This window comes from Bradyrhizobium denitrificans (assembly GCF_013179005.1).
Lineage (GTDB): Bacteria > Pseudomonadota > Alphaproteobacteria > Rhizobiales > Xanthobacteraceae > Bradyrhizobium > Bradyrhizobium denitrificans.
Map to the genome: position 1 here is coordinate 47,193 of NZ_JABFDP010000036.1, position 23,077 is coordinate 70,269.

Annotated in this window: 23 protein-coding genes; 10 read left to right on the forward strand and 13 right to left on the reverse strand. The window is 65.6% G+C overall.

The window, feature by feature from the left end; all coding sequences use genetic code 11:
- Positions 1–31: 31 nt before the first annotated feature.
- Both HL671_RS32115 and HL671_RS32120 read left to right on the forward strand, forming a co-directional pair.
- Entirely contained in the window at positions 32–1,240 is a 1,209-nt protein-coding gene (locus tag HL671_RS32115; protein ID WP_172242068.1) for a GNAT family N-acetyltransferase, read from the forward strand.
- Between the two features lie 61 nt (positions 1,241–1,301).
- Positions 1,302–1,727, forward strand: coding sequence for an HIT family protein (locus tag HL671_RS32120; RefSeq protein WP_172242071.1), 426 nt, complete (start codon positions 1,302–1,304; stop codon positions 1,725–1,727).
- Positions 1,728–1,739: 12 nt separating this feature from the next.
- Here the strand turns inward: HL671_RS32120 and nadC are convergent, their stop codons facing one another.
- From nadC to HL671_RS32160, 8 genes are all read right to left on the reverse strand, one after another.
- Positions 1,740–2,588, reverse strand: coding sequence for a carboxylating nicotinate-nucleotide diphosphorylase (gene nadC / locus HL671_RS32125; protein WP_172242074.1), 849 nt, complete (start codon positions 2,586–2,588; stop codon positions 1,740–1,742).
- The gene (locus HL671_RS32130) at positions 2,585–4,138 is read right to left on the reverse strand and encodes an L-aspartate oxidase (protein ID WP_172242077.1); all 1,554 of its coding nucleotides are present in this window, start codon (positions 4,136–4,138) and stop codon (positions 2,585–2,587) included. The genes nadC and HL671_RS32130 overlap by 4 nt, the downstream gene beginning before the upstream one ends.
- Positions 4,135–5,121: a quinolinate synthase NadA gene (nadA, locus tag HL671_RS32135; RefSeq protein ID WP_172242080.1), complete on the reverse strand. Its 987-nt coding sequence runs from the start codon at positions 5,119–5,121 to the stop codon at positions 4,135–4,137. The genes HL671_RS32130 and nadA overlap by 4 nt, the downstream gene beginning before the upstream one ends.
- 54 nt (positions 5,122–5,175) lie before the next feature.
- On the reverse strand, positions 5,176–6,135 hold the full coding sequence (locus tag HL671_RS32140; protein WP_012044769.1) for an NUDIX hydrolase: 960 nt from the start codon (positions 6,133–6,135) through the stop codon (positions 5,176–5,178).
- A 10-nt stretch (positions 6,136–6,145) separates the two neighbouring features.
- On the reverse strand, positions 6,146–6,634 hold the full coding sequence (tsaA, locus tag HL671_RS32145) for a tRNA (N6-threonylcarbamoyladenosine(37)-N6)-methyltransferase TrmO (protein WP_172242083.1): 489 nt from the start codon (positions 6,632–6,634) through the stop codon (positions 6,146–6,148).
- A gap of 68 nt (positions 6,635–6,702) precedes the next feature.
- Positions 6,703–7,047 carry an AzlD domain-containing protein gene (locus tag HL671_RS32150; RefSeq protein WP_012044771.1) on the reverse strand — a complete coding sequence of 115 codons (345 nt, stop codon included), beginning with the start codon at positions 7,045–7,047 and terminating at the stop codon, positions 6,703–6,705.
- A complete protein-coding gene (locus HL671_RS32155; protein WP_172242086.1) occupies positions 7,044–7,790 on the reverse strand; it encodes an AzlC family ABC transporter permease in 747 nt (248 codons plus the stop codon). Before HL671_RS32155 ends, HL671_RS32150 begins: the two co-directional genes overlap by 4 nt.
- A gap of 126 nt (positions 7,791–7,916) precedes the next feature.
- A complete protein-coding gene (locus tag HL671_RS32160; protein ID WP_172242089.1) occupies positions 7,917–8,942 on the reverse strand; it encodes a lytic transglycosylase domain-containing protein in 1,026 nt (341 codons plus the stop codon).
- Between the two features lie 133 nt (positions 8,943–9,075).
- On the opposite strand from HL671_RS32160, the gene HL671_RS32165 reads away from it, so the two are divergent.
- Both HL671_RS32165 and HL671_RS32170 read left to right on the forward strand, forming a co-directional pair.
- Positions 9,076–10,002 carry a glycine/sarcosine/betaine reductase selenoprotein B family protein gene (locus HL671_RS32165; RefSeq protein WP_172242092.1) on the forward strand — a complete coding sequence of 309 codons (927 nt, stop codon included), beginning with the start codon at positions 9,076–9,078 and terminating at the stop codon, positions 10,000–10,002.
- A 124-nt stretch (positions 10,003–10,126) separates the two neighbouring features.
- Positions 10,127–10,588: a PEGA domain-containing protein gene (locus HL671_RS32170; RefSeq protein ID WP_012044775.1), complete on the forward strand. Its 462-nt coding sequence runs from the start codon at positions 10,127–10,129 to the stop codon at positions 10,586–10,588.
- Positions 10,589–10,694: 106 nt separating this feature from the next.
- Here the strand turns inward: HL671_RS32170 and HL671_RS32175 are convergent, their stop codons facing one another.
- Both HL671_RS32175 and HL671_RS32180 read right to left on the reverse strand, forming a co-directional pair.
- Complete coding sequence (locus tag HL671_RS32175) at positions 10,695–11,717, reverse strand: phenylacetaldoxime dehydratase family protein (protein WP_172242095.1); 1,023 nt, start codon at positions 11,715–11,717, stop codon at positions 10,695–10,697.
- A gap of 11 nt (positions 11,718–11,728) precedes the next feature.
- Positions 11,729–12,766, reverse strand: a complete 1,038-nt coding sequence (locus HL671_RS32180) for a carbon-nitrogen hydrolase family protein (protein ID WP_172242098.1) — start codon at positions 12,764–12,766, stop codon at positions 11,729–11,731.
- Between the two features lie 180 nt (positions 12,767–12,946).
- Here HL671_RS32180 and HL671_RS32185 point away from each other — a divergent pair, with 180 nt between their 5' ends.
- The 5 genes from HL671_RS32185 (at position 12,947) to HL671_RS32205 (ending at position 16,825) form a co-directional block, all read left to right on the forward strand.
- Positions 12,947–13,903 (forward strand): AraC-like ligand-binding domain-containing protein, encoded by a 957-nt coding sequence (locus HL671_RS32185; protein WP_012044778.1) that lies wholly within the window; start codon positions 12,947–12,949, stop codon positions 13,901–13,903.
- A gap of 55 nt (positions 13,904–13,958) precedes the next feature.
- On the forward strand, positions 13,959–14,120 hold the full coding sequence (locus HL671_RS32190) for a hypothetical protein (protein WP_172242101.1): 162 nt from the start codon (positions 13,959–13,961) through the stop codon (positions 14,118–14,120).
- Between the two features lie 22 nt (positions 14,121–14,142).
- The gene (locus HL671_RS32195; RefSeq protein ID WP_041750823.1) at positions 14,143–14,481 is read left to right on the forward strand and encodes a c-type cytochrome; all 339 of its coding nucleotides are present in this window, start codon (positions 14,143–14,145) and stop codon (positions 14,479–14,481) included.
- Positions 14,482–14,580: 99 nt separating this feature from the next.
- Positions 14,581–16,005, forward strand: a complete 1,425-nt coding sequence (locus HL671_RS32200) for an MFS transporter (protein ID WP_172242104.1) — start codon at positions 14,581–14,583, stop codon at positions 16,003–16,005.
- Between the two features lie 58 nt (positions 16,006–16,063).
- Entirely contained in the window at positions 16,064–16,825 is a 762-nt protein-coding gene (locus HL671_RS32205; RefSeq protein WP_172242107.1) for a sulfite exporter TauE/SafE family protein, read from the forward strand.
- A gap of 231 nt (positions 16,826–17,056) precedes the next feature.
- Here the strand turns inward: HL671_RS32205 and clpA are convergent, their stop codons facing one another.
- Together clpA and clpS are read right to left on the reverse strand one after the other, a co-directional pair.
- On the reverse strand, positions 17,057–19,447 hold the full coding sequence (gene clpA / locus HL671_RS32210) for an ATP-dependent Clp protease ATP-binding subunit ClpA (protein WP_172242110.1): 2,391 nt from the start codon (positions 19,445–19,447) through the stop codon (positions 17,057–17,059).
- Between the two features lie 389 nt (positions 19,448–19,836).
- The gene (gene clpS / locus HL671_RS32215) at positions 19,837–20,169 is read right to left on the reverse strand and encodes an ATP-dependent Clp protease adapter ClpS (protein WP_008960690.1); all 333 of its coding nucleotides are present in this window, start codon (positions 20,167–20,169) and stop codon (positions 19,837–19,839) included.
- A 514-nt stretch (positions 20,170–20,683) separates the two neighbouring features.
- Here clpS and HL671_RS32220 point away from each other — a divergent pair.
- The gene (locus HL671_RS32220) at positions 20,684–22,459 is read left to right on the forward strand and encodes a TadE/TadG family type IV pilus assembly protein (protein ID WP_041750824.1); all 1,776 of its coding nucleotides are present in this window, start codon (positions 20,684–20,686) and stop codon (positions 22,457–22,459) included.
- 107 nt (positions 22,460–22,566) lie between these two features.
- Here the strand turns inward: HL671_RS32220 and HL671_RS32225 are convergent, their stop codons facing one another.
- Positions 22,567–22,908 carry a phasin family protein gene (locus HL671_RS32225; protein ID WP_012044785.1) on the reverse strand — a complete coding sequence of 114 codons (342 nt, stop codon included), beginning with the start codon at positions 22,906–22,908 and terminating at the stop codon, positions 22,567–22,569.
- Positions 22,909–23,077: the final 169 nt, after the last annotated feature.

Here is a 23,077-nt window from a genome sequence, read left to right on the forward strand (position 1 = left end):
ATGCCCTCGTCGGCGCTGTTTCAAGGGTTCTATGACCTCACCTGAGATTACGCTCGAAGCCGTCCCCGGGATCAACGAGATCCTGTCCGCCTCCTGGGATGCCTGCGCCAATCCCGATGGCCGCGTGCCGCCCGGCTCATCTCCTCCCTGCGGCCGCGCCTATAATCCGTTTGTCTCGCACGCGTTTTTCTCGGCGCTGGAGGCCTCCGGCTCAGCCACCTTGCGCACCGGCTGGGCGCCGCGCCATCTGGTCGCGAAACGAGGCGACGAGATCCTCGGCGTCGTACCCTGCTATCTGAAGTCCCACTCGCAAGGCGAATACGTGTTCGACCGCGGCTGGGCCGACGCCTATGAGCGCGCCGGCGGGCGTTATTATCCCAAGCTGCAAGTCTCGGTTCCGTTCACGCCGGCCACCGGACCGCGGCTCCTGATCCGCGCCGATCAGGATCGCGATGTGATCGGCAACGCCCTCACCCAGGGGCTCAAGGCGCTGTGTGGGATCAGCGAAGCCTCCTCGGTCCACGTCACCTTCGCCCAGAAGCCGGAATGGGACCTGCTCGCGGCACAGGGGTTCCTGCAGCGCACCGACCAGCAGTTCCACTGGCACAACCAGGGTTTTTCAACCTTCGACGACTTCCTGGCGACCTTGAACTCGCGCCATCGCAAGGCGATGAAGCGGGAGCGGCGCGACGCCCTCGCGGCCGGCATCACGATCCACTGGCTGACCGGCAAGGACATCACCGAGGACGCCTGGGACGCCTTCTTCGAGTTCTACATGGAGACCGGCTCGCGCAAATGGGGCCGCCCCTATCTGACCCGCAAATTCTTCGCGCTGATCGGCGAGAGCATGGCCGACGACGTGCTGCTGGTGATGGCCAAGCGCGAGGGCCGCTGGATCGCCGGCGCCATCAACTTCATCGGCTCAGACACGCTGTTCGGCCGCAATTGGGGCGCCATCGAGCATCACCCGTTCCTGCATTTCGAAGTCTGCTACTATCAGGCGATCGATTTCGCCATTGCGCACAAGCTGAGAGTTGTCGAGGCCGGCGCCCAGGGCGAGCACAAGATCGCGCGCGGCTATCTTCCGCAGACCACGTACTCGGCGCACTACATTGCCGATCGCGGCCTGCGCCGCGCCGTCGACGACTATCTCAAGCGCGAGCGCGCTTATGTCGAGGAGGTCGGCCGCGAACTCGCCGAATCCGCGCCGTTTCGCAAGGGGGCCGACGAGCCGTCTTGACCCGCGGCACGCGCCGGTGAAAGTAAGGCGCGACATCCGAGGAACTGCCGAGGGACTGCCCATGACCGCCTACGATCCCAACAACCCGTTCGCGAAGATCCTGCGCGGCGAATTCCCCTGCACCAAGGTCTATGAGAACGACCATGTGCTGGCGTTCCTCGACATCATGCCGCGCGTGCCCGGCCATACGCTGGTGATCCCGAAGGCTCCGGTGCGCAACATCCTCGACATCAGCGAGGAGGATTATCTCCATGTCGGCCGCGCCGTGCGCACCATCGCCCGCGCCGCCAAGACGGCGTTCGCCGCCGACGGCATTACCGTGCAGCAGTTCAACGAACATGCCGGCGGACAGATGGTGTTTCACCTGCATGTCCACATCATGCCGCGCCACAATGGCGATTCCCTGCTCCCGCCGGCGAGCCGCAAGGAAGACCCGAAGGTGCTGGAAGAGAACGCCGCGAAGCTGATCGCGGCGCTCAAGGGCTGATCACCTCGCGTTTCACCTCTCGTCGAGCCCGATATCGAGCGCGGCCGCCGAATGCGTGATCCAGCCGACGGAGATCAGGTCGACACCGGCCGCGGCGATGGCGGCGGCCGTCTCCACGGTGATGCGGCCTGAGGCCTCGGTGATGGCGCTGCCGCCGGTCATGGCGACGGCGCGCGCCAGCTCTGGCGGCGTCATATTGTCGAGCAGCACCGCGTCGACGCCGAGCGCCAGCGCCTCCTCGAGCTGCGCCAGGGTATCGACCTCCACCTCGATCTTGACGAGGTGGCCGGCATGGGCTCTGGCGCTGGTGATCGCAGGCTTGATGCCGCCGGCGATCGCGATGTGATTGTCCTTGATCAGCACCGCATCATCGAGCCCGAAGCGGTGATTGCCGCCGCCGCCGGCGCGCACCGCATATTTCTCCAGCGCGCGCAGCCCCGGCGTGGTCTTGCGCGTGCAGACGATCTGCGCCCGCGTGCCCTTCACGGCCGCGACCAGGGAGGCCGTCGCGCTGGCAACGCCGCTGAGATGGCAGAGGAAGTTGAGCGCGACGCGCTCGCCGGTCAGCAGCGCGCGCGCAGGCCCGCTGATCGTCGCGATCACATCGCCGGGCTCGACGGCGCCGCCATCGCCGCGGATGATCTCCATACGGACCTCGGGCGAGAGCGTCTGGAAGGCGCAACGCGCGACGTCAAGGCCGGCGATCACGCCAGGCTGGCGTGCCCTCAGCTGCAGCGAGGCGCGCCGTTCGGCCGGAACGATCGCATCCGTGGTGATGTCCCCGGCACGGCCGAGATCCTCGGCCAGGGCCATGCGCACCAGCGGCTCGAACAACAAGGTCGGCAGCGGATTGAGGGTCATGGCAGAGCACTCCTGAAAGATGGCAGCTCGGTCTCGACGACATGGCGTGCGGCGGCGATCGCCTGGGACAAGCTGAAGCGCGACGGCTGCGCGACCGGCAGCGTGTCCGGACAATCGCTGCGGAAATGCGCTCCTCGGCTCTCCTCCCGGGCAAGCGCTGCGACCGACATCATCAGGCCGACCAGGGCCGGATCGGCCGACGCGCCAGCCGTTTCGGCCAGCGGCAGCAGGCCGCGAATGGCCGACGCGATCGCGCTGCGATCCCTGAGCACGCCGAGCCCGTGCGACAGCAGCGGCCGCACGGCGGCCGGATCGGACGCCGGCGGCGTCGCGGCGATGTCGCGCGGCACGGCCCTGCCCTGCGCCGCGCCGGCCACGTCCTCGGCCACCGATTGCGCGCAGACGATAGCCTCCATCAGCGAATTGCTGGCGAGCCGGTTGGCGCCGTGCAGGCCGGTGCGGCTGACCTCGCCACAGGCCCAAAGCCCCTCGACGGTGCTACGTCCCATCGCGTCAACGGCAATGCCGCCCATGTGATAGTGCACGGCCGGCCGCACCGGGATCGGATCTTCGGCCGGATCGATGCCGGCCATGCGGCAGAACGCGCTGATCACCGGATACCGCGCGGCGAAATCCTTACCCGGCTTGGCGCGGGCATCCAGGAACACTCGATGACCCTGTGCGCGCTGACGCCACACGGCCCGGGCCACGACGTCGCGCGGCGCAAGCTCGGCGCCCGGTTCGTCCGCCATGAACCGCGCCCCGGTCTCATCGATCAGGATGGCGCCATCCCCCCGAATTGCTTCGGTGAGAAGCGGCAGCGGCCGCGACGGACCTTCGAACGCGGTCGGATGAAACTGCACGAATTCGAGATCGGACAGCACGGCCCCTGCCCGCGCCGCAAGCGCCAAGCCCTGGCCGAAGCAACCCGCCGGATTGGTGCTGTCGAGAAACAGCCCGCCGATGCCGCCGGTGGCGATCACGACCCGCCGCGTCGCGAGCACCAGCGGTTCGTCACCGCCCACCGCGACAACGCCGTGGATCGCCTGATCTTCGACGATCAAGCGGCGCGCCTCGATGCGCTCCAGCAGTGTCACCGAGGGGCAGTGCCTGACCGCGGCGATCAGCGCGCGCATGATCTCGCGCCCGGTGCCGTCGCCGGTCGCGTGCACGATGCGATTGCGGCCGTGCGCAGCCTCGAGACCGAGGCGCCAGCGCCCGTCCGTCGCCCGGTCGAACGCGACGCCGAGCCGGGCGAGGCGCTCAACGGCGGCCGGTGCGGCCCGCACGATCCGCTGCGCGGCAACGGCGTCGCATAGGCCGGCGCCGGCCGCGAGGGTGTCCGCCAGATGCAGCGCCGGATCATCATCCGCACCGACGGCAGCAGCCAGCCCACCCTGGGCCCACATGCTGGAGGCCTCGGCGCCGAGCGGCGACTTCGACAGCAGCACGACGGGTTCGGGCGCAAGCTGCAAGGCGGTCATCAGCCCGGCCGCGCCGCCGCCGATGATCACGGGACGGCCGACAAGTTCAGACAGATTGCTGCTCATAGCGCCAGCATCCTTTCAACCGAGCGCCGCGCGCGATCGGCCAGCGCCGGATCGATCGTGACCTCGTGCGTGGTGGTTTCGAGCGCATGGCGGATGTTCTTGAGCGTGATCCGCTTCATGTGCGGGCACAGATTGCACGGCCGCACGAACTCGATATCCGGATACATCACCGCGACATTGTCGCTCATCGAGCACTCCGTCAGCAGCACCACCCGCGACGGCCGCTTGGCGCCGACATAGTCGGACATCGCTGCCGTGGAGCCGGCGAAATCGGCCTCTGCCACCACCTCGGGCGGACATTCGGGATGGGCGAGCACGGTGACGCCGGGATGATTGTCACGCAGGGTCCGGACGTCGTCGGCGCTGAAGCGCTCATGCACTTCGCAGTGGCCCTTCCACGCCGTGATCCGGACCTTGGTCTGGGTGGCGACATTGCGGGCCAGATATTCGTCCGGCAGCATGATGACGTGTTCGGCGCCGAGCGACTCCACGACGGCGCGTGCATTGCCCGATGTGCAGCAGACGTCGGCCTCTGCTTTCACCGCGACCGACGTGTTCACATAGGCGACCACCGGCACGCCGGGATGGCGGGCGCGCATCAGCCGGACATCGGCGGCGGTGATCGAATCCGCGAGCGAGCAGCCCGCCTGCAGATCCGGGATCAGCACCGTCTTGCCGGGATTGAGCAGCTTGGCGGTCTCGGCCATGAAGTGGACGCCCGCCAGAACGATCACGTCGGCATCGACCTTGGTGGCCTCGCGCGCGAGCAGAAGGCTGTCGCCGACGATATCAGCGACGCCGTGAAAGATCTCCGGCGTCTGATAATTGTGCGCGAGAACCACCGCATGGCGCTGGCGCTTGAGCGCCAGAATGGCCGCGATGTCCTCCTCGAAGACCGCCCATTCGGGCGGCGGGATGACCCCCCTTAGACGGTCAGGCAGCGGTGAATTTGACCCGTTCGCGGGAAACGATAGCTCGGCCATTTATACTCTCCGTGAGTATAAGATGGCTTATACTTATCATGAGCATAAGTCCTGTCAAGAGCGGGATAGCGGAAGCTTGGTTCCGACCACGGCGCGCTCGGCCAGCACGCCCTTGCGGAAGCGAAACAGCTTGGCCGGGCGGCCGATCGTGTCGGGGGCCATCGTGCCAGTTTCCTCGACGAGCTCCTGCTGCTCGATGAGGCGGCGGAAGTTCTGCTTATGCACCAGCCGGCCGGCCAGCGCCTCGACCGACCGCTGGAGCTCCAGCAGTGTGAATTGCTCCGGCATCAGTTCGAACACGACGGGGCGATATTTGATCTTGGCCCGCAGCCGGGCGATTCCGGTGGCGAGGATGCGCCGATGGTCCGCCACCATCGCGCGGCCGGGCAATGTCGGCTCGCTGCCGCCCTTGTCGCGCACGCTTTCAGGGAGCAGTGCCACCTCGTACAGGAGCTCGTAGCGCTGCAAAGCCAGTTCCTCGTTCCACTCACGGCCGTCGAGACCGAACGAGATGGCGGCGCGACGCCACCGCGCTTTCTGCAGCGCCGGATCCTCGGCGGCTCTCGCCCAGTCCTTCAGCCGCGGCATGATGATCTTCGCCAACATGTCCGGCGAACCGTCGCGATGATCCTCCCAGGGGAAGTAGTCGTACCAGGACGACCATTGTGCATCCGTGCCCTCGCGGCCGCCCTCCTCGCGGGTCAGCCCGAGATAGCTGATCGAGATGCGGTGCGGCGCGTCGGGATCACCGGTGCGGCCACGATCGGCGAAGGTGTAGAGCTGCTCGACATAGCCGAGCGGATGACCGGTCTGCGCTTCGACCCAGGCCCGCAGGCCCATCTGCAACGAGCGGTGCGCGAACTGGAACGGGCCGCTCGGCAATGCCTGCGCGTGATCGATTGTCATGATCTTGGGATACCCGTCGGTCACCGCCACCAGCACGGCGACGAGATCGGCGGTGATCGCATCCAGGGGCGTTGCGGTCTGTTGCGGCCGCTCATTCACATCGGACATCGCGTCTTTCTTATTTTCCGTCATCGTGGTCAGACGCCGCCTCGGGCGTGAACACGCAGCGATCCGGCTTCAAATCGATCAGCGGCGTCTGGTCGAGACAATCCAGACCACGCACCAGCACCGTGCTGCCCTCCAGCGCGACGAAACGCACCGTGGAGACGCCGATCGGATTGGGCCGCACCGGCGAGCGCAATGCGAAGGTACCGCGGGTCTCGCCGTCATGGTGGCGCGGACTCTGGCGGACCAGATCGCGGCGCGCCTGATTGAGCCAGTACAGCACCTGCAGATGGCTGAAGCCCTCGATCCCCTGCAGCGCCGCCACCCAGGGCTCGAAGATCTCGAGCCGGCACACCGGTCCTTCCAGACTGCCCTGCCGCGGCGTCTCCAGCCGCGAGGTCCAGGGCGTGCGGATGCGGCCAATGAAATACAACGACGCGTCACGGGGCAGCGGCGCATCCACCGCGACTTCACCCGAACGGAGATCGGTATCAGTGCTCATCTCGGATCCCTTGGTTGTGAGCCATCTATTATCCCAACCTTGGCCCACCGCAATTGCTGTGGCGCAAGTCAACCGAGCCACCATTTGCCGGCCAGCATGACCATTTCGCCGCAGACAACGCCAGCGAAGATGGAACGGCGCGAGGCCAGGAAGGCGGCAAGGCCGGCGACGACGGCCCCGTAGCGCAGGCCCCAGGTCACGCTGGCCAGCGCGCCCGGCGGCTGCACCAGGATCTGGGCAATGACGCCGGCCAGGATCGCGGTCGCCACCGCCTTCACCCACATCAGCAGATCCGAGCCTTCGTCGAGTCCGCTGCCGAACCACAGCCCGAGCAGGCGCCAGATCTGGTTCGGGATGACGCCCGCAACAAGCAGCACAAACAATGCATGCCAATCGCCGATGAAATCGCTCATGCCGCCTCCCGCCGCTCGCGCCATTTGTGGGCGCCGAAGGCGATCGTTCCGGCGACGACCCCGCTGATCAGGATATCCACGCCGCTGTTGAGCTGGGCGGCCACCGGATAGAGCACGAGGCCGAGGCCCAGCGCGAGCACATCGGCGAGTTCCTTGGCGTTGCGCAGGGTCGAGAACAAGAAGGCCAGCGGGGTCAGCAACAGCACGGCGGCGCCAAAGGTCTGCGACAGGTTGGCGGCCAGGAGGTAACCGATGATGGTCGCGACCAGCGCGACCGCCATCAATCCCGAGCCGAGCCCGTGGACAAAGGCGATGCGTCGCTCGCGCGGCACATGCGGCAGGAAGCGATAGCATTCGACCCACAAGGTTACCGCAGTGAAATGCGCGATCAGCACCAGATGCCGGCGCTTGGTGTTGGGCCCGCGGATCAGCGGCAGCACCGCCACCACCATCGGAAACAGCCGGATCGCGCTCATGGTGACGGCAATGGCCGATTGCAGGATGGTCTGGCCCGAGCCCAGCGTCGAGACCAGGATGATCTGCGCCGGTCCGGCCCAGACCAGCACGGTGCTGAGGATCGCCCACAGCATGCTGAAATGGGTGTCGTGGGCGAGCGCGCCGATGCCGATGAAGGTGACGAACAGCACGACCGACAGGATCGTCGCGGATGTCGCGCGCAGGCCGAAAGCGAACGCCTTGAGCGAGCCGTCCCATTGTGGCGAATCGAGCGGAGGAAGTGTCACGACGCGGGCGGCCCAGCAGAATGAAGCCGCGATAAGGCTGGCTTAGGCCGCTCACGTCAACCGCCAGCACGCGCGCGCGGGTCTGCGTCCGGCGCAGCCATCCCTGCCCGTGGAGCCGCAGCAGCGCTATCCAGAGCGATTGCGCAGCACGAAGCAGGCGCCCCCGGCCTCGCGGATCCGGCTGCAGAGCGCGTCGGCCTCGGACCGTGTCTCGGCGCCGATCCGCACCTGGTAAAAGGCGCGGTTGCCGCGCGAGCGCATCACCGACGACAGCAGGCTCGGATCGCGGTCGCCGATGATGGGGCCGAGCCCCTTGATCGCCCGCGAATACATCGCCAGCGCCTTGTTGCGGTCGAAGCCCGCGGCCAGTTGGACGCCCCACGGTTTGGCGGCCGACAGCGCCACGTGGTGCTCGAGCTCGGACACAAACGGATTCGGCGCGCGCTTCAACATCGCCATCAGCTGATGACACGAGGTCGGCGGCGGGCTCGGCGGCGTCTTGCCGCCCTTGCCGGCGGCCGCCCACTCATCGATCGTCGCCCCGGTGATCGCCGAAACATAGTTGTGGGTCTCCCAGGGCATTTGTCCCTTGCCCGCGAGCCAGTCCTGTACCCTGCGCGGCCCCGCATTATAGGCCGCCGCCGCCAGCCCGAGATTGCCGAACTGATCGCGCAGCTCGGCCAGGAATTGCGCCGACTTTGGCAACGCCTGAACCGGATCGAACGGATCGAGCAGCTCGCGCTCGTTCGCCGTACCCGGCATGAACTGCGCGATGCCCTGCGCACGCTGGCCGTTGCGGGTCACCGGCCCGACCGCATCGCTCTGGAAGCGGCTCTCCTGCCAGATCACGCGGGCAAAGAATTCGAGCGGCAGGTCGTTGGCCTTGGCCGCGGATTCGATCATCAGGCAGATCGCTTCGCGGGTGCCGCTCTCCTTCGGCTCCTCGGTCTTGTTCTCCGAGCCCTCTGCGGCAGCGTCTGCCGGCTTCGCAGCCTCCTGCGGCGAGTTCTGCTGCGCGCCGTCCTTGCGATCAGCCGGCGCGGCAACGTCACGGGTCCAAGCATGCTCAGCCGCCATGCCGGACAACGTCATGGTCAGCATCAGGGCAAGGCCGAGACAGGCAATGCGAGCAACGGAAACCATGGAAAGCATCGTGAGCGTGGTGCAATGGAGGGCATTCTGCCGACAGACAAAGCCCAAGACCATGCGGGGTTCCACCGCGCGGCGCCTTGACACAGCGAATGAGCCGGCTAGCAATCATCAAGTCCTGCAGGGAGCGCGACGGATGACCGCACCGACCGACGACAGACTCGGCTTCGCGCCCGACAGCGAGGCACCATTGTCCTACATGGCGCGCACCCGCGACTACTATCTCGCGATCGGCTACGACACGCCCTATCGCTGGGCCCACTACACGTCGGCGCCGTTCCAGCCCTTGCGCAAGCCGCTGACGCAGTCGCGCGTCACCATCGTCACGACGGCTGCACCTTTCGATCCCGCCAAAGGCGATCAAGGTCCCGGCGCGCCTTACAACGGAAGCGCGAAGTTCTATTCGGTGTATGACGGCGACACGTCGGCGCAACACGATCTGCGCATCTCGCACATCGCCTATGACCGCACGCACACATCGGCCGAGGATTCCGGCACCTGGTTTCCGCTTCCGCAACTCATCAGGCTGGCGCGCGAGGGCCGCATCGGCGCGGTCGGGCCACGCTTCTTCGGCGCGCCGACCAATCGCAGCCAGCGTGTGACGATCGAGACCGACGCGCCGGAGATTCTGGCGCGCTGCCGCGCCGACGCCATCGATGCCGTCGTGCTGGTGCCGAACTGTCCGGTGTGCCACCAGACGGTGAGCCTCGTGGCACGGCATCTCGAAGCCAACGGCATTGCCACCGTCGTGATGGGATGTGCCAAGGACATTGTCGAGCACGCGGCCGCGCCGCGTTTCCTGTTTTCTGATTTTCCGCTCGGCAACGCCGCCGGCAAACCGCACGATCCGTCGTCCCAGGCGTTCACGCTCGATCTCGCCCTGCGCGTTCTCGAGAGTTCACCAGCCGCACGCACGACCGTGCAGTCGCCGTTGCAGTGGAGCGAGGATCACAGCTGGAAGCAGGACTACAGCAATCCCGCTTTGCTCCCGCCTGACGAGCTCGCGCGCCGGCGCGCCGAGTTCGATGCGCAAAAGGCGATCGCGCGCGGCCTGCGCGAATAGCAGGTGTGAAAGACACACCGGACCGAAACTCGGCCGCATATCTCTTCGGAAAAGGCTGATCAGGCTTGCCCTCCCGCCACAGTTGCGCTTGAGTTCCCCTGGGTTCCAAGGGGGATAGTACCAAATGAGAGTTGTAGCGGTGGCGGTGCTGTGCGCCGTAGTAGGTGGTTGCGCGTCCGTGACGCGGGGGACAACCGAAACGATCAGCGTGGCGTCAACCCCGTCGGGAGCCGAAGCAACCATCGCGGGTCTCGAAGCGCCGATGACCTGCACGACTCCCTGCTCGTTCGTCGCCAAGCGTAACGCGGATATCTCCGTCACCGTCGAGAAGCCGGGCTATGAAAGCCAGACCATTCCGCTGACCAAGGACATCCCAGCGACCGGCGCGGCCGGTTTCGCCGGCAACATCATCGCCGGCGGCCTGATCGGCATGGGCGTCGACGCAGCGACCGGCGCCGCGACCGACCATAAGCCCAATCCGGTCATCGTCACCCTGCAGCCGCGCATGGCGGCACCGGCCGGCCGAGCGCAGCGTCCGCCGCGCCGTTCGGCGCCGCCCCCGGCACAGCCGGAAGCCGGGACCTGACGATCAGAGCCCTGTGCTTTGCGGCGGCCGGCGCGTCTCCAGTGAAATCGGCGCCGGTCGGTCCCGTCGTAGTCGATCGCGCCTGCTCGCGGATCTGCCGACGCTCTCAGCCGGCGGCAGCGAGCATGCCCGTCTTGGCGTGACAGCCACGATATTCGAAGAACTGTTCGTCTGCGGCCGCCACCGTGACCTCGTGATAGAGCCGAAGTCTGGCGGCGGGGCCGAGCGAGGAGAGATATTTCATCGCCGCACCGAAGATCCTGACATGGGTCGGATGCGACTCGGCCCAGCGCTCCAGCGCGGACAGGCTCTGCCACCAGCTCTGGCCGTAGGATTTTTCCGTCAGGGCCCCGTCCGCGCCTCGCAACCGCATATAGCGATTGGCATAGCAGCCGATCGACAGTCCTTGATCGCGCAGGAAATACATCCCCTCGCGCAGCACCGGCTCGACATCGTCGAGATACATCCGGCGCTCTGCCGCATCCGTATCGCTCCAGTCCTGGCCGGAGCGGATCATGCACAAATTATCCTGCGCAATCACACGCAGGCGCGGCCCGTCTTGCACAAGGGTCGGCTTGCCGAGCGATCTCATCTCGCTGGTCTGCGACAGCGGGATTCGATCGCGCATGCCGCCCCAATAAGCGTGCTCCAAGACCTCGCCGCTCATGCCCTCGGCGATCACCGCGATCCCCTCCGGACGCCCCAGCGACGAGAACAACGTCTCGTAACGCTCGACCGCCGGGCGCAGCACCTCGATGAAGCGGCCGCCCCCCTCCGCGCCGGGCCCGGTCCACGCCGCACGCGCCGGCTCGAACCAGCTGTCGAAGCGCACGACATCGTCCCAATAGGCGACGAAGACGTCGTTCGCAAATCCGGCTTGGTCGACATAATGGGCGAGGTCCCAATGCGAGGGGCCGTCGGCGCGCGACACCAGCACCATGAAGTCGGCTGTCGAGGCCGCGGCCGGCGTCTCGGCGCGGTATTGCACGCCGAAATAGGCCATGACCACCCGGCTGACGTCCGCCCCATGACGCGCGACGAACGACGGATAAGGCGGCTTGTAGTCGTCATCGACGCGGCGATGCCGGCAGCGCGTGGTGATCAGATGCGGGGGAATGGCCGATTCCATGGCGCCGTTCCTCAGATGGATTGATCGGGCCGCGCGACGGCGGCCTCGCCGGGTAATGCCGCGGCGGCGCTGTCGACCGGCAGCGAGAAATGCTCGACGCGGTTGAGCGGCTTCTTGTTGAGCAGCAGCCGCGTCACGTCCGGACGCGAATAGTGCCCGGCCGGATCGGCGGCGTTCTTGGCGATGCCGATCATGCCGAGGTCGATCTCGGCGATCAGCAGACCTTCCTGATCCGGCGGCAGCTGCGCGGCCAGCGCGCTGCCGTCCGGGCCGAAGATCGCGGCATGGCCGCCGCCGGCATGCAGCAGCGCGTGCTTGTCGGGCCGGTCGCACAGCTCGTCGATCATGGCCTGCGAGACCGTCGCGCATGGCGCTAGCACGAAGCACGAGCCCTCCACCGCATAGACGCGCGACGCGGCGTTGTTGACCTCGGCGCCGAGTGCGGGCGCGAACGGATCATACAGCGAGAAGCTCGGCCAGGCCGCGACATGCACCTGCTCGTTCTGCGCATACATCGCGTATTTCGACAGCGGCTGCAGATGCTCCCAGCAACAGAGCGCGCCGATCCGTCCGATGTCCGGGCGCTCATGGACTGCGAGGTCGCTGCCGTCGCCTTCGCCATAGACGGTGCGCTCGGCATGGGTCGGCCGCAGCTTCCGGCGCTTGGCGATCGTCTCGCCATCCGGTCCGATCAGCCATTGGGCGATATAGAGGCTGCCGCCGTCCCGCTCGGACAGGCCGAGCACAGCCGTCAACTGGGCCTTGCGCACCGCGGCGCGCAACGCCTCGGCCTGCGGGCTGTCATAGGCCAGCGAATTGTCGAAATAGCGCTGCACAAAGCCGCGTCCGATGCACCAGGCCGGCGAGTCCATCCAGATGTGCCAGGGATAGCCGGGGATGAACACCTCGGGGAATGCGATCAGCTTGGCACCCTTGTCCGCAGCCTCCTCGATCAGCGCGATCGTCTTCTTGATCGAAGCGTCCAGATCGAGCCAAGCGGGCGCCGCCTGCACCACCGCCACCTTGTATTTCGGATGTGCCAGTCCCATTGCTCGTCTCCCCTGCCTGCCGATTGGCGCCGCTGTCATGGCCGCACTATTGACCTCGGCCGTCATTCGCGCTCGTCTTGGAAGGAACGAAAACTCGACTGCGGCCACGGCGCAGGGTTGGCGGCCCGGAATTTGCTGCAGTGCCGGGCGATACGATCGAAACAGGCGGGAGGCGGAGCGATGCCGGTCCTGTTCACCACGGATGGAAGCCCGGGCCACCGCCGGCTGGCGCAGTGGCAGGATATCGTTTGCGACGTCTATGTCGGCCTCGACTGCACGTCCGATCTCGGCAGCGCGTTTCGCGGCTCAGTGACGCATACGGCTTTGGGACGAGCCGTCTGCTCCGAGGTCGCGTCCGACCGGCAGCGCGTGCACCGCACGTCGCAGCGCATCGCCCGCGCCGATGCCGACTACGTGCTGATCGCGCTGGGCCGCGAGGGAATCGGCGGCGTGGTTCAGGATGGCCGTGACACGGTGATCCGACCAGGCGAATTCGCCATCTACGATACGACCCGCCCTTACGAGTTGCAGTTCGACGCCGCGTTCCGGCAGACCGTGTTCAAGCTGCCGCGAGACATGCTGCAGCGCAGGATCGGCGCGACCGAAGCAGTCACAGCGATCAGCTTCGGCGCCGACAGCCCGCTGCAGCCGCTTGCCTATGACTTCATCATCAGGCTGTGCGAGCGTGCCGACCACATCGGCACCGAACATGCTGAACGCCTGTCGGATCAGGCCGCCGACCTGGTTGCGATGACCCTGGCCGAGCGGCTCCGCACCCAGCCCCTGCCCGCCTCCAGCCATCGCGCGGCATTGCTGTACCGGATCAAGGCGCATGTCCGGACGCACCTCGCCGATCCCGACCTGTCGCTGGCGACGGCAGCCCGCGAGCTTGGGCTGTCAGCGCGCTACGTCAACGATCTGTTCTCGGACGAGCAGCTGTCCTTCCAGCGTTTCGTGCTTGCCGAGCGGCTGAGGCAGTGCCAGCGCGACCTCGGCATGCCGGCGCTGGCGCATCGTCACATCAGCGAGATCGCGTTGTCCTGGGGCTTTAACGATCTCTCGCATTTCGGCCGTGTGTTCCGGGCGCAGTTCGGCCTGTCACCGCGCGAGTGGCGACGCACCGCCGTGAAGCGCTAAGCTCGCCGGCACGCGGCGGCCCCGATGCATCGGTCGGTCGCGTCCGGATGATGCCATGCGCCGCTTTGCCATGAAGGCTCTGTTTGCCCTGCTGACGTTGAGCCGCGACGACGACGATCCGCCCCGCTGGGACCGGATCGTCCTTGTCGCCTCGATGATCGTGACCATTGGCCTGGTCGCACTTTACGCCTATGGGAAGACGACCGGCCGCTGGTAGCCGGACTGGAGTGAGCTGTTCCATGAGGATGCAAGCTGGGCTTGGACTGCTGCTGCTCGGCGCGTTGGCGAGCCCCAGCCATGCGCTGGACAGCGAGCAGAGCCGAGGAAAAGCGCTCTTGCAAAGGCTTTGCAGCAGATGCCATGCGGTAGGTCGGACCGGCGCGAGCCCGCATCCCGACGCGCCGCCATTCAGGACATTTGGTGACAGCAAGCTTTACGACGAAGACTTTGCCCAGCGATTGCAGACCGGCCTCTCGACCATCCACAAGGACATGCCGAGCTTCCGCTTCGATCGGGCCGATGCGGAGGCTGCGGTCAATTATCTCAAGGCGATTCAGGTCCGCCCCAAGCCGAAATGACGCGCGCGCCGCGCTGACGAGCCTGGAACACCGTTTCCCCCGCGCGGTTGCCTGTTTCCGTTCGTTGTCCGCGGCCCGGCTGCGGCCGGAGCCGGCGCAATGACATCGACGACCACGGTTCTGCACGCCGACGGCCTGCCGCTGCCGCAGCGGACCTGGGCGATCGTGACGATCGCGCTCGGCATCGTGCTCGCCGTGGTCGACGGCGCCATCGCCAATGTCGCGCTGCCGACCATCGCGCGCGACCTCAATGCCAGCCCGGCTTTCTCGATCTGGATCGTCAACGGCTATCAGCTGGCGGTGACGATCTCGCTGCTGCCGCTGGCGTCGCTCGGCGAGATCATCGGCTATCGCCGCGTCTATCTCGCGGGCCTCGTCCTGTTCACCGCGGCATCTGCGTTCTGCGCGCTGGCCGACAATCTGCCGCTGTTGACGCTGGCGCGCATTCTGCAGGGGTTCGGCGCCGCCGGCATTCTCAGCGTCAATTCCGCACTCGTGCGCTTCACCTATCCGCAGGCCCTGCTCGGCCGCGGCATCGGCATCAACGCCATGGTGGTCGCAGTGTCCGCCGCGGTCGGGCCGACCATCGCGGCCGGCATCCTCGCCGTCGGCAGCTGGCCCTGGCTGTTCGCGATCAACGTGCCGCTCGGCATCGTCACCTTCGTGTTCGGCTTCCGCTTCCTGCCGCACACGCCGCGTGCCCCGCATATGTTCGACTGGCAGAGCGCGGCGTTGAGCGCGGTGACGTTCGGCTTCCTGATTGCCGCCGTCGACAGCCTCGGCCATGGCGAGGCATTGGTGACCTGCGCCATCGAGTTCGTCGTCGCAATCATCGCCGGGATGTGGCTGGTATATCGCCAGACTCACATGGCCTCGCCGCTGCTGCCGCTCGACCTGCTGCGCATTCCGGTGTTCGCGCTGTCGATTGCGACCTCGATCTCCTCGTTCTGCGGCCAGATGCTCGCCTTCGTGGCGATCCCGTTCTATCTGGAAAGCCATTTCGGCTACTCGCCGGTGCAGATGGGCCTGCTGATCACGCCCTGGCCGATCGCGGTCGGGCTAACCGCGCCGATTGCCGGCCGGCTGGTGGAGCGCGTTCCGGCCGGCCTGCTCGGCGGCATCGGGCTCGTGATCTTCGCCTGCGGGCTCGGCGCCCTCGGACTGCTGCCGCGGGAGCCTTCGGCCTGGGACGTGGTCTGGCGCATGGCGCTGGCCGGCTGCGGCTTCGGCCTGTTCCAGACACCGAACAACCGAACCATGATCGCCGCCGCGCCGCGCGAGCGCGCTGGCGGCGCCAGCGGCATGCTCGGCACCGCGCGCCTGCTCGGCCAGACCACCGGCGCCGCGCTGGTGGCGATGTTCCTGGCCATCGACCCGGCGGACGGCACCCGGCTGTCGCTCCTAACCGGCGTCGGCTTCGCCCTGATGGGCGCCTTCCTGAGCATGCTACGGCTGTCGCCTGCCGGGGCGCGCGGCGCCGAGCATGTGCGAATTCATGACGGCCAGCGGCTCAAGGGCGAATGATGCGGCCGCCGGATTATGGTACCAAGCGCGACAAAGCCGTGAGACGCGGGCGACCGGAATGACCGACTGGACAATGCTGGCGCTGTTGGCCCTCGCCGCCTTCGGGTCCGGTATCGTCAACGCCCTGGCCGGCGGCGGCGCGTTCCTGACCTTCCCGACGCTGCTCGCGGCCGGCATTCCCGCCATCGACGCCAACGCCTCCAGCACGGTGGCACTGTGTCCGGGCCAGTTCGTCAGCGCCTTTGCCTCGCGGGTTGTGCTGACGGACGCAAAGGCGCCGTGGCGCCGCGACCTCGTCCGGCTGTCGATCATCAGCCTGATCGGCGGCACGCTCGGCGCAGCCCTGCTCCTGGTGACGCCATCGGCGGCGTTCAGCCGGCTGGTGCCATGGCTGCTGCTGTTCGCCACCGTCGTGTTCGCCTTCGGCATGCGCTTCACGCCCAAGGACGGCAAGCCCTGGTTCGGCCCCCTGACCATCCAGGCGGTGCAGTTCGTGATCGCGATCTATGGCGGCTATTTCGGTGGCGGCATCGGCATTCTGATGCTGGCCGCGCTGGTGTTCTACGGGATGCGCGACATCCGCGCGATGAACGGCATGAAGGTGCTGCTCGCCGCACTGATGAACACGACCGCCTCGGTGATCTTCGCCTTTTCCGGGCGCGTGCATTGGATGGAAACGCTCACAATGATGGCCGCGGCCATGGCCGGCGGCTTCGTCGGCGCCCGACTCGGCCAGATCATCCCGCCGGCCTATGTGCGGCGTTTCGTGATCGCGGTCGGCTGCGGGCTGACGGTGTACTTCTTCATCAAGCCGGCCTGACCTCGGCGAGGCCCTCGCATCAAGGGCAAGTCGATCGCTGATGCGAAAACGGGTCTATCCAACGAAGATTGCTGCCAATTTGTTGCTGGTCATGCCCGGGCTCTGTCCGGCTCTGTGCCCGCCATGACGGCGCGGAGATAGCTGAACACAAGCAGCACCGACCGCGCTGCCAAACAGAAAAAGACCGGCGCGAGGCCGGCCTTTTGCATTCATGGCTATCGTGGTGCGGGCTCACGCCTTGACCAGGGGTCCCTTCGGGGCCGGGCCCTTCGAGCCGCCACCGCCGGATTTCGGCTTGCGCTTGCGCGCCGCCGGCACTTCCGACTTCGGCGTGACCGGCCCCTCGACGAACTCGAAGCCGATCTTCTCGTCGGCGCCTTCCTCGTCCTTGACAAGGACCACACGGACGTGGCCGCCCCCCTTCAGCTTGCCGAACAGCACCTCATCGGCCAATGGCTTCTTGATGTGCTCCTGGATCACGCGGCCCATCGGGCGCGCACCCATCTGCTCGTCATAACCGTGCTGGATCAGCCAGCTCTTGGCCGGTTCCGACAGCTCGATCGTGACGTCGCGATCGGCCAGCTGGGCCTCGAGCTGCAGCACGAACTTCTCGACCACCATGCCGATCACGTCGACCGACAGATGCGCGAACGAGACGATCGCATCGAGACGGTTACGGAATTCCGGCGCAAACTGCCGGTTGATCGCCTCGTGGTCGTCGCCTTCGCGCTTGGAGCGGTGGAAACCGAACGCCTGCTTGGCGAGGTCGGCCGCGCCGGCATTCGTCGTCATGATCAGGATGACGTTACGGAAGTTGACCTGCTTGCCGTTGTGGTCGGTGAGCCGGCCATGGTCCATGATCTGCAACAGCACATTGTACAGATCCGGATGCGCCTTCTCGATCTCGTCGAGCAACACCACGCAATGCGGATGCTGGTCGACGCCATCGGTCAGGAGACCGCCCTGGTCGAAGCCGACATAGCCCGGAGGGGCGCCGATCAGGCGGGACACCGTGTGCCGCTCCATATACTCCGACATGTCGAAGCGCAGGAGTTCCACACCGAGCGTTGCCGCGAGTTGCTTGGCCACCTCGGTCTTGCCGACGCCGGTCGGGCCCGAGAACAGATAGCAGCCGATCGGCTTCTCCGGCTCGCGCAGGCCAGCCCGCGCCAGCTTGATCGAGGCCGACAACGAGTCGATCGCCTTGTCCTGACCGAACACCACGCGCTTCAGGGTCTGCTCGAGATGCTTGAGCACCTCGGCATCGTCCTTCGACACGCTCTTGGGCGGGATCCGCGCCATGGTCGCGATCGTGGTCTCGATCTCCTTGATGCCGATCGTCTTCTTGCGCTTGTTCTCGGCCAGCAGCATCTGCGCCGCGCCGGATTCGTCGATCACGTCGATCGCCTTGTCCGGCAGCTTGCGGTCATGGATGTAGCGCGACGACAGCTGCACCGCGGCCTCAATGGCCTCGTTGGTGTATTTCAGCCGGTGATAATCCTCGAAATAGGGCTTCAGGCCCTTGAGGATCGCGATCGCATCCTCGACGGACGGCTCGTTGACGTCGATCTTCTGGAAGCGCCGCACCAGCGCGCGATCCTTCTCGAAATGCTGGCGGTACTCCTTGTAGGTCGTGGAGCCCATGCAGCGGATCGAGCCCGAGGCCAGAGCAGGCTTGAGCAGGTTCGACGCGTCCATCGCGCCCCCCGACGTCGCGCCGGCACCGATCACGGTATGGATCTCGTCGATGAACAGGATCGCGTTCGGATGGGCCTCGAGCTCCTTGAGGACCTGCTTCAGGCGCTCCTCGAAGTCGCCGCGATAGCGCGTGCCCGCAAGCAGCGTGCCCATGTCGAGCGAGAACACGGTCGCTGCGGACAGCACCTCCGGCACATCGCTGTCGACGATGCGCTTGGCCAGACCTTCCGCGATCGCGGTCTTGCCGACGCCGGCCTCGCCGACGAACAACGGATTGTTCTTCTGGCGGCGGCACAGCACCTGGATGGCGCGATTGATCTCGGAGTTACGGCCGATCACCGGATCGATTTTGCCGTCGCGAGCTTTCTTGTTGAGATTGACGCAATAGGTTTCCAGCGCCTCGCCCTTTTTCTTCGAGTCCTCGTTGCCCTTGGTCTCGGTCTCCTCGTCGACGCCGCGCACCGGGCGGGCTTCGGAGACTCCAGGGCGTTTGGCGATGCCGTGGCTGATGTAGTTCACGGCGTCGTAGCGCGTCATGTCCTGCTCTTGCAGGAAATAGGCGGCGTGGCTCTCGCGCTCGGCAAAGATCGCGATCAGCACGTTGGCGCCGGTCACCTCTTCGCGGCCGGACGACTGGACGTGAATCACGGCGCGCTGGATCACACGCTGAAAACCCGCGGTCGGCTTGGCGTCATCGCTGCCGTCGGTAACCAGGTTTTCGAACTCGGTTTCGAGATAATTCACGAGACTGCCGCGCAGCTTGTCGAGATCGACGCTGCATGCGCGCATCACGGCCGCTGCATCGCTGTCATCGATCAAGGACAGCAGGAGATGCTCCAGTGTCGCGTATTGATGATGACGCTCGTTGGCAATCGCCAGCGCACGATGCAGGGATTGTTCAAGGCTTTGAGAAAAAGTCGGCATGCGCGTCCTCTGTGGCCCCCTGCCATCATGATCGCCGCCGCCCGGTCAGGCAACAACAACCTTTGTCAAATATAGTTATAACCGAGTGCGACAAAAGGCCGGCCGAGCGACTCGATTACGGGTTCACCGGATCGTCAATGCAAAACCCGTTCCGCCCCCCGTTGCGGCCGCCGGTCGGCAAGGCCGGGGACGGTCACGGCGCCTGATCGGCGCCCGGATCTCGCGACTCGATCGCGCCCGTGATTCTCCGGGCGGACGCTATCGCGTTCGGTGAGCGGCGCGCAAAGCCGACCCCGCCAAGAGCGCCGGACCAATAGCGCCTGACCAAGAGTCCCTGACCAAGAGCGCGGCTGACCAGAAGAGGTCTCAGCGCCGCGGGAACGAGCGGCCTACTTCTTTTCCATCACACATTGCAGCGGATGCTGATGCTTGCGGGCGAAATCCATCACCTGCGTCACCTTGGTCTCGGCGATCTCGTAGGTGAAGACCCCGCACTCGCCGATGCCGTGATGATGGACGTGGAGCATGATCTTGGTCGCGGCCTCGACGTCCTTGTTGAAGAACTTCTCAAGGACGTGAACGACGAACTCCATCGGCGTGTAGTCGTCGTTCAGAATCAGGACGCGATACAGGTTCGGCCGCTTGGTCTTGGGCTTGACCTTGGTGATGACGGAGGTCACCGGGCCGCCGGTTCCGCCTGATTTGTTGTCGTTATTGCTCATCCTAGGCGCGGGTCGGTTCAATCTGGCTGGCTGCGACATTTTACATGCATTAGATATGACTGCGAGGATCCCAACAAAGGGTTTCCCGCATTGTCCCCTCGGGCGTCGTCCGGTCCGGGATTCCGTCCGTACGACGTCCCTGCCGGGCCGCTTCCGCCGCCCGGTCCTGCTTTCCAGATCGCCTGTCCCAGCCGACCGGTCCGCTCGGACCGACACCAGGAATATGGGTCAGCAGCCGGTGTGCCGCAAGCGTAGCCGCCAATCAAGCGTAGCCGCCAATGGAGCGACGTGCCGACAGGACCGGACCGATTCCCTCCCCCGGCGATGAGCGGCAAGGTTAATCAAACCGAACGCATTTGACAAAGCCGATTCAGCGGACGTTGACAGGGAACCGCCGCCGCGGCGACACCCGGGCCGTACAGCGGCAATTGCTCGATTTTTCGGCTTTCCATTCACCCGCCCTTGGCGAAAGGGCCTCGATATGGCCACCGGAAAACCATCACCGGTGAGCGACATGACCGATGTGCCCCTCGTCCGCCTTTGCCGCCAGGTCTCGCGACGTTTTTCCGGCGACATCAGCGGCAATATCGCCACGCTGTTCGCGATCGCGCTGCTGCCGATTCTCGCCTTCATCGGCGCCGCGATCGACTACAGCCGCGCCAACGCCGCCCGATCGGCCATGCAGGGGGCGCTCGACTCGACGGCCCTGATGCTGTCGCGCGACTTGTCGCAGGGGACGATCACCGCCGCCGATGTCGCAGCCAAGGCAAGCACCTATTTCAAGGCGCTCTATACCAGCACCGACGCCCAGAGCGTCGCGGTCACGGCGAGCTACACCGCGTCGACCAGTTCCTCGGCCTCCAACATTCAGCTGAACGCGTCGGGGCAGATCGTTACGCAGTTCATGAAGCTCGTGGGCTTTCCGACCATGACCTTCAACACCAAGGCCACCACCACCTGGGGCGACGTCAAGATGCGGGTGGCGCTGGCGCTCGATAATACCGGATCGATGGCCTATAGCGGCAAGATGACGGCGCTGCAGAACGCGGTTGCGGGAAGCGGCGGACTGATCGACCAGCTCAGCGCGCTCGCCAAGTCGCCGGGCGACGTCTATATCTCGCTCATCCCCTTCGCCAAGGTCGTCAACGTCGGCGCGAGCAATTACGCTCAGAGCTGGATCGACTGGACCGATTGGCAGAATCCGCCCACGATCCAGCCCAATAACGGGTCCTATCAGGCCGCAATTCCGAATGCGTCGTTCACGCAGTCGCAGTGGGACATGGTCGGACCGGGGTCGTCGTGTCCCTTTACCTCCGGCAACGGCTTTCCGTATTTCTCCTGCACCAGCGGGCCTGCGACCGCGAGCTCGAGCGCGTCGAAGGTCCCCTCCAGCGGCTCGTATAGCGGCTACATCTGCCCGGGCTACGATTCCGCGTCCCACAGCTATTACAATGGCTGCTGGAACAGCGTGCAGAACAGCACCAGGGTGAATTGGTGCACCGGCAGCTATTGCAGCTGCCCCACCACCGGCAGCAATGTTCCCAACAATACCTGCAGCTGTACGGGGAGCGGCTCCAGCACGGTGTGCAAGGTCAACACCTTCACGCACACCTGGATCGCGAACGCCACGAGCACTTGGACTGGCTGCGTGGCCGACCGCACCCAGCCTAACGATGCGAACGCGGTCTCGCCGGCGAGCTCGGACGTCGCCACGCTGTTTCCCGCAAATCAGCACATGGAGAACAACGTCCAATATTGCAGCAGCTCCGCCTCGACGAAACTCGGGCAGATCGTTCCGCTCAGCTACAATTGGACATCGTTGAAGTCGGCCGTGAATGCGATGGAGCCGACCGGCGGCACCAACCAGGCGATCGGAATGGCCTGGGCGGTCCAGTCGCTGATTCCCAACGGCGTGCTCGGCGCGCCGGCCGAAGACGCCAACACGACCTACAACCGTGTGATCATTCTGCTGTCGGACGGATTGAACACCGAGGATCGCTGGCCGGACTATGGCAACGGCTCGACCCAGGCCTCGGGGAACCCGATTGACGCTCGCCAGGCCCTGCTCTGCTCGAACCTGAAGAACACGAAGGATTCGAAGGGCAATGCGATGTACACGATCTACACGATCCAGGTGAACACCAGCTCGCCCGCCGATCCGACCTCAACCGTGCTGCAGAACTGCGCCAGCAGCCCGGACAAGTTCTACATGCTGACGAGTTCGAGCCAGATCGTGACCACCTTCAACTCGATCGGCACCGCTCTGTCGAAATTGCGCGTCGCCAAATAGATCCGTCCAAGACAGACGCGCGGTCGAGGCTCTCCCCTAATCACCAGACAAAATAAAAAAGCCCGGCGTCAGCCGGGCTTCGTGCTTCCTGCGCGGGCGCAAACGACTTAGTGAGCGGCCGGCGGGGTGAACTTCGCAGCGATGCCTTCAAGCGGCTTGAACGCCTGCTTGGCGAGATCCGAGTACAGGCCGGCGATCTTCTGCGAATCGGCGACGAAGGTCTCGTAAGCCGATTTGGCGAACTCGGTCTGGGCCTCGAGCACCTTGTCGAGCGACTTCACGCCCTGCAGCTTCTCGACGAACGACTTGGTGTCTTCGAAGGACTTCTTGGTGTAGTCGCCATAGGCGGTGGCGATCGCATGAAGACCATTCTGCACCGTGGTCGCGGAATTGACGACGGTCTCGAACTGCTCCTTACCGTAGTTCTGGAAATCTTCGACCTTAAACATTGGCATTCCTTTCCCTGACTTTGAGCGCCCTCAGGGAAGCCCCGGCTCCCTGACGCAATCACAATATAGTGCACCGCACAAATAAATCAAGAATCTTGTGCAATGCACAATTGAGGGCATTGCGCTCCAATTCGGCGCGAATCGCCCGAAATCCTGTAGGTGCGCGCAA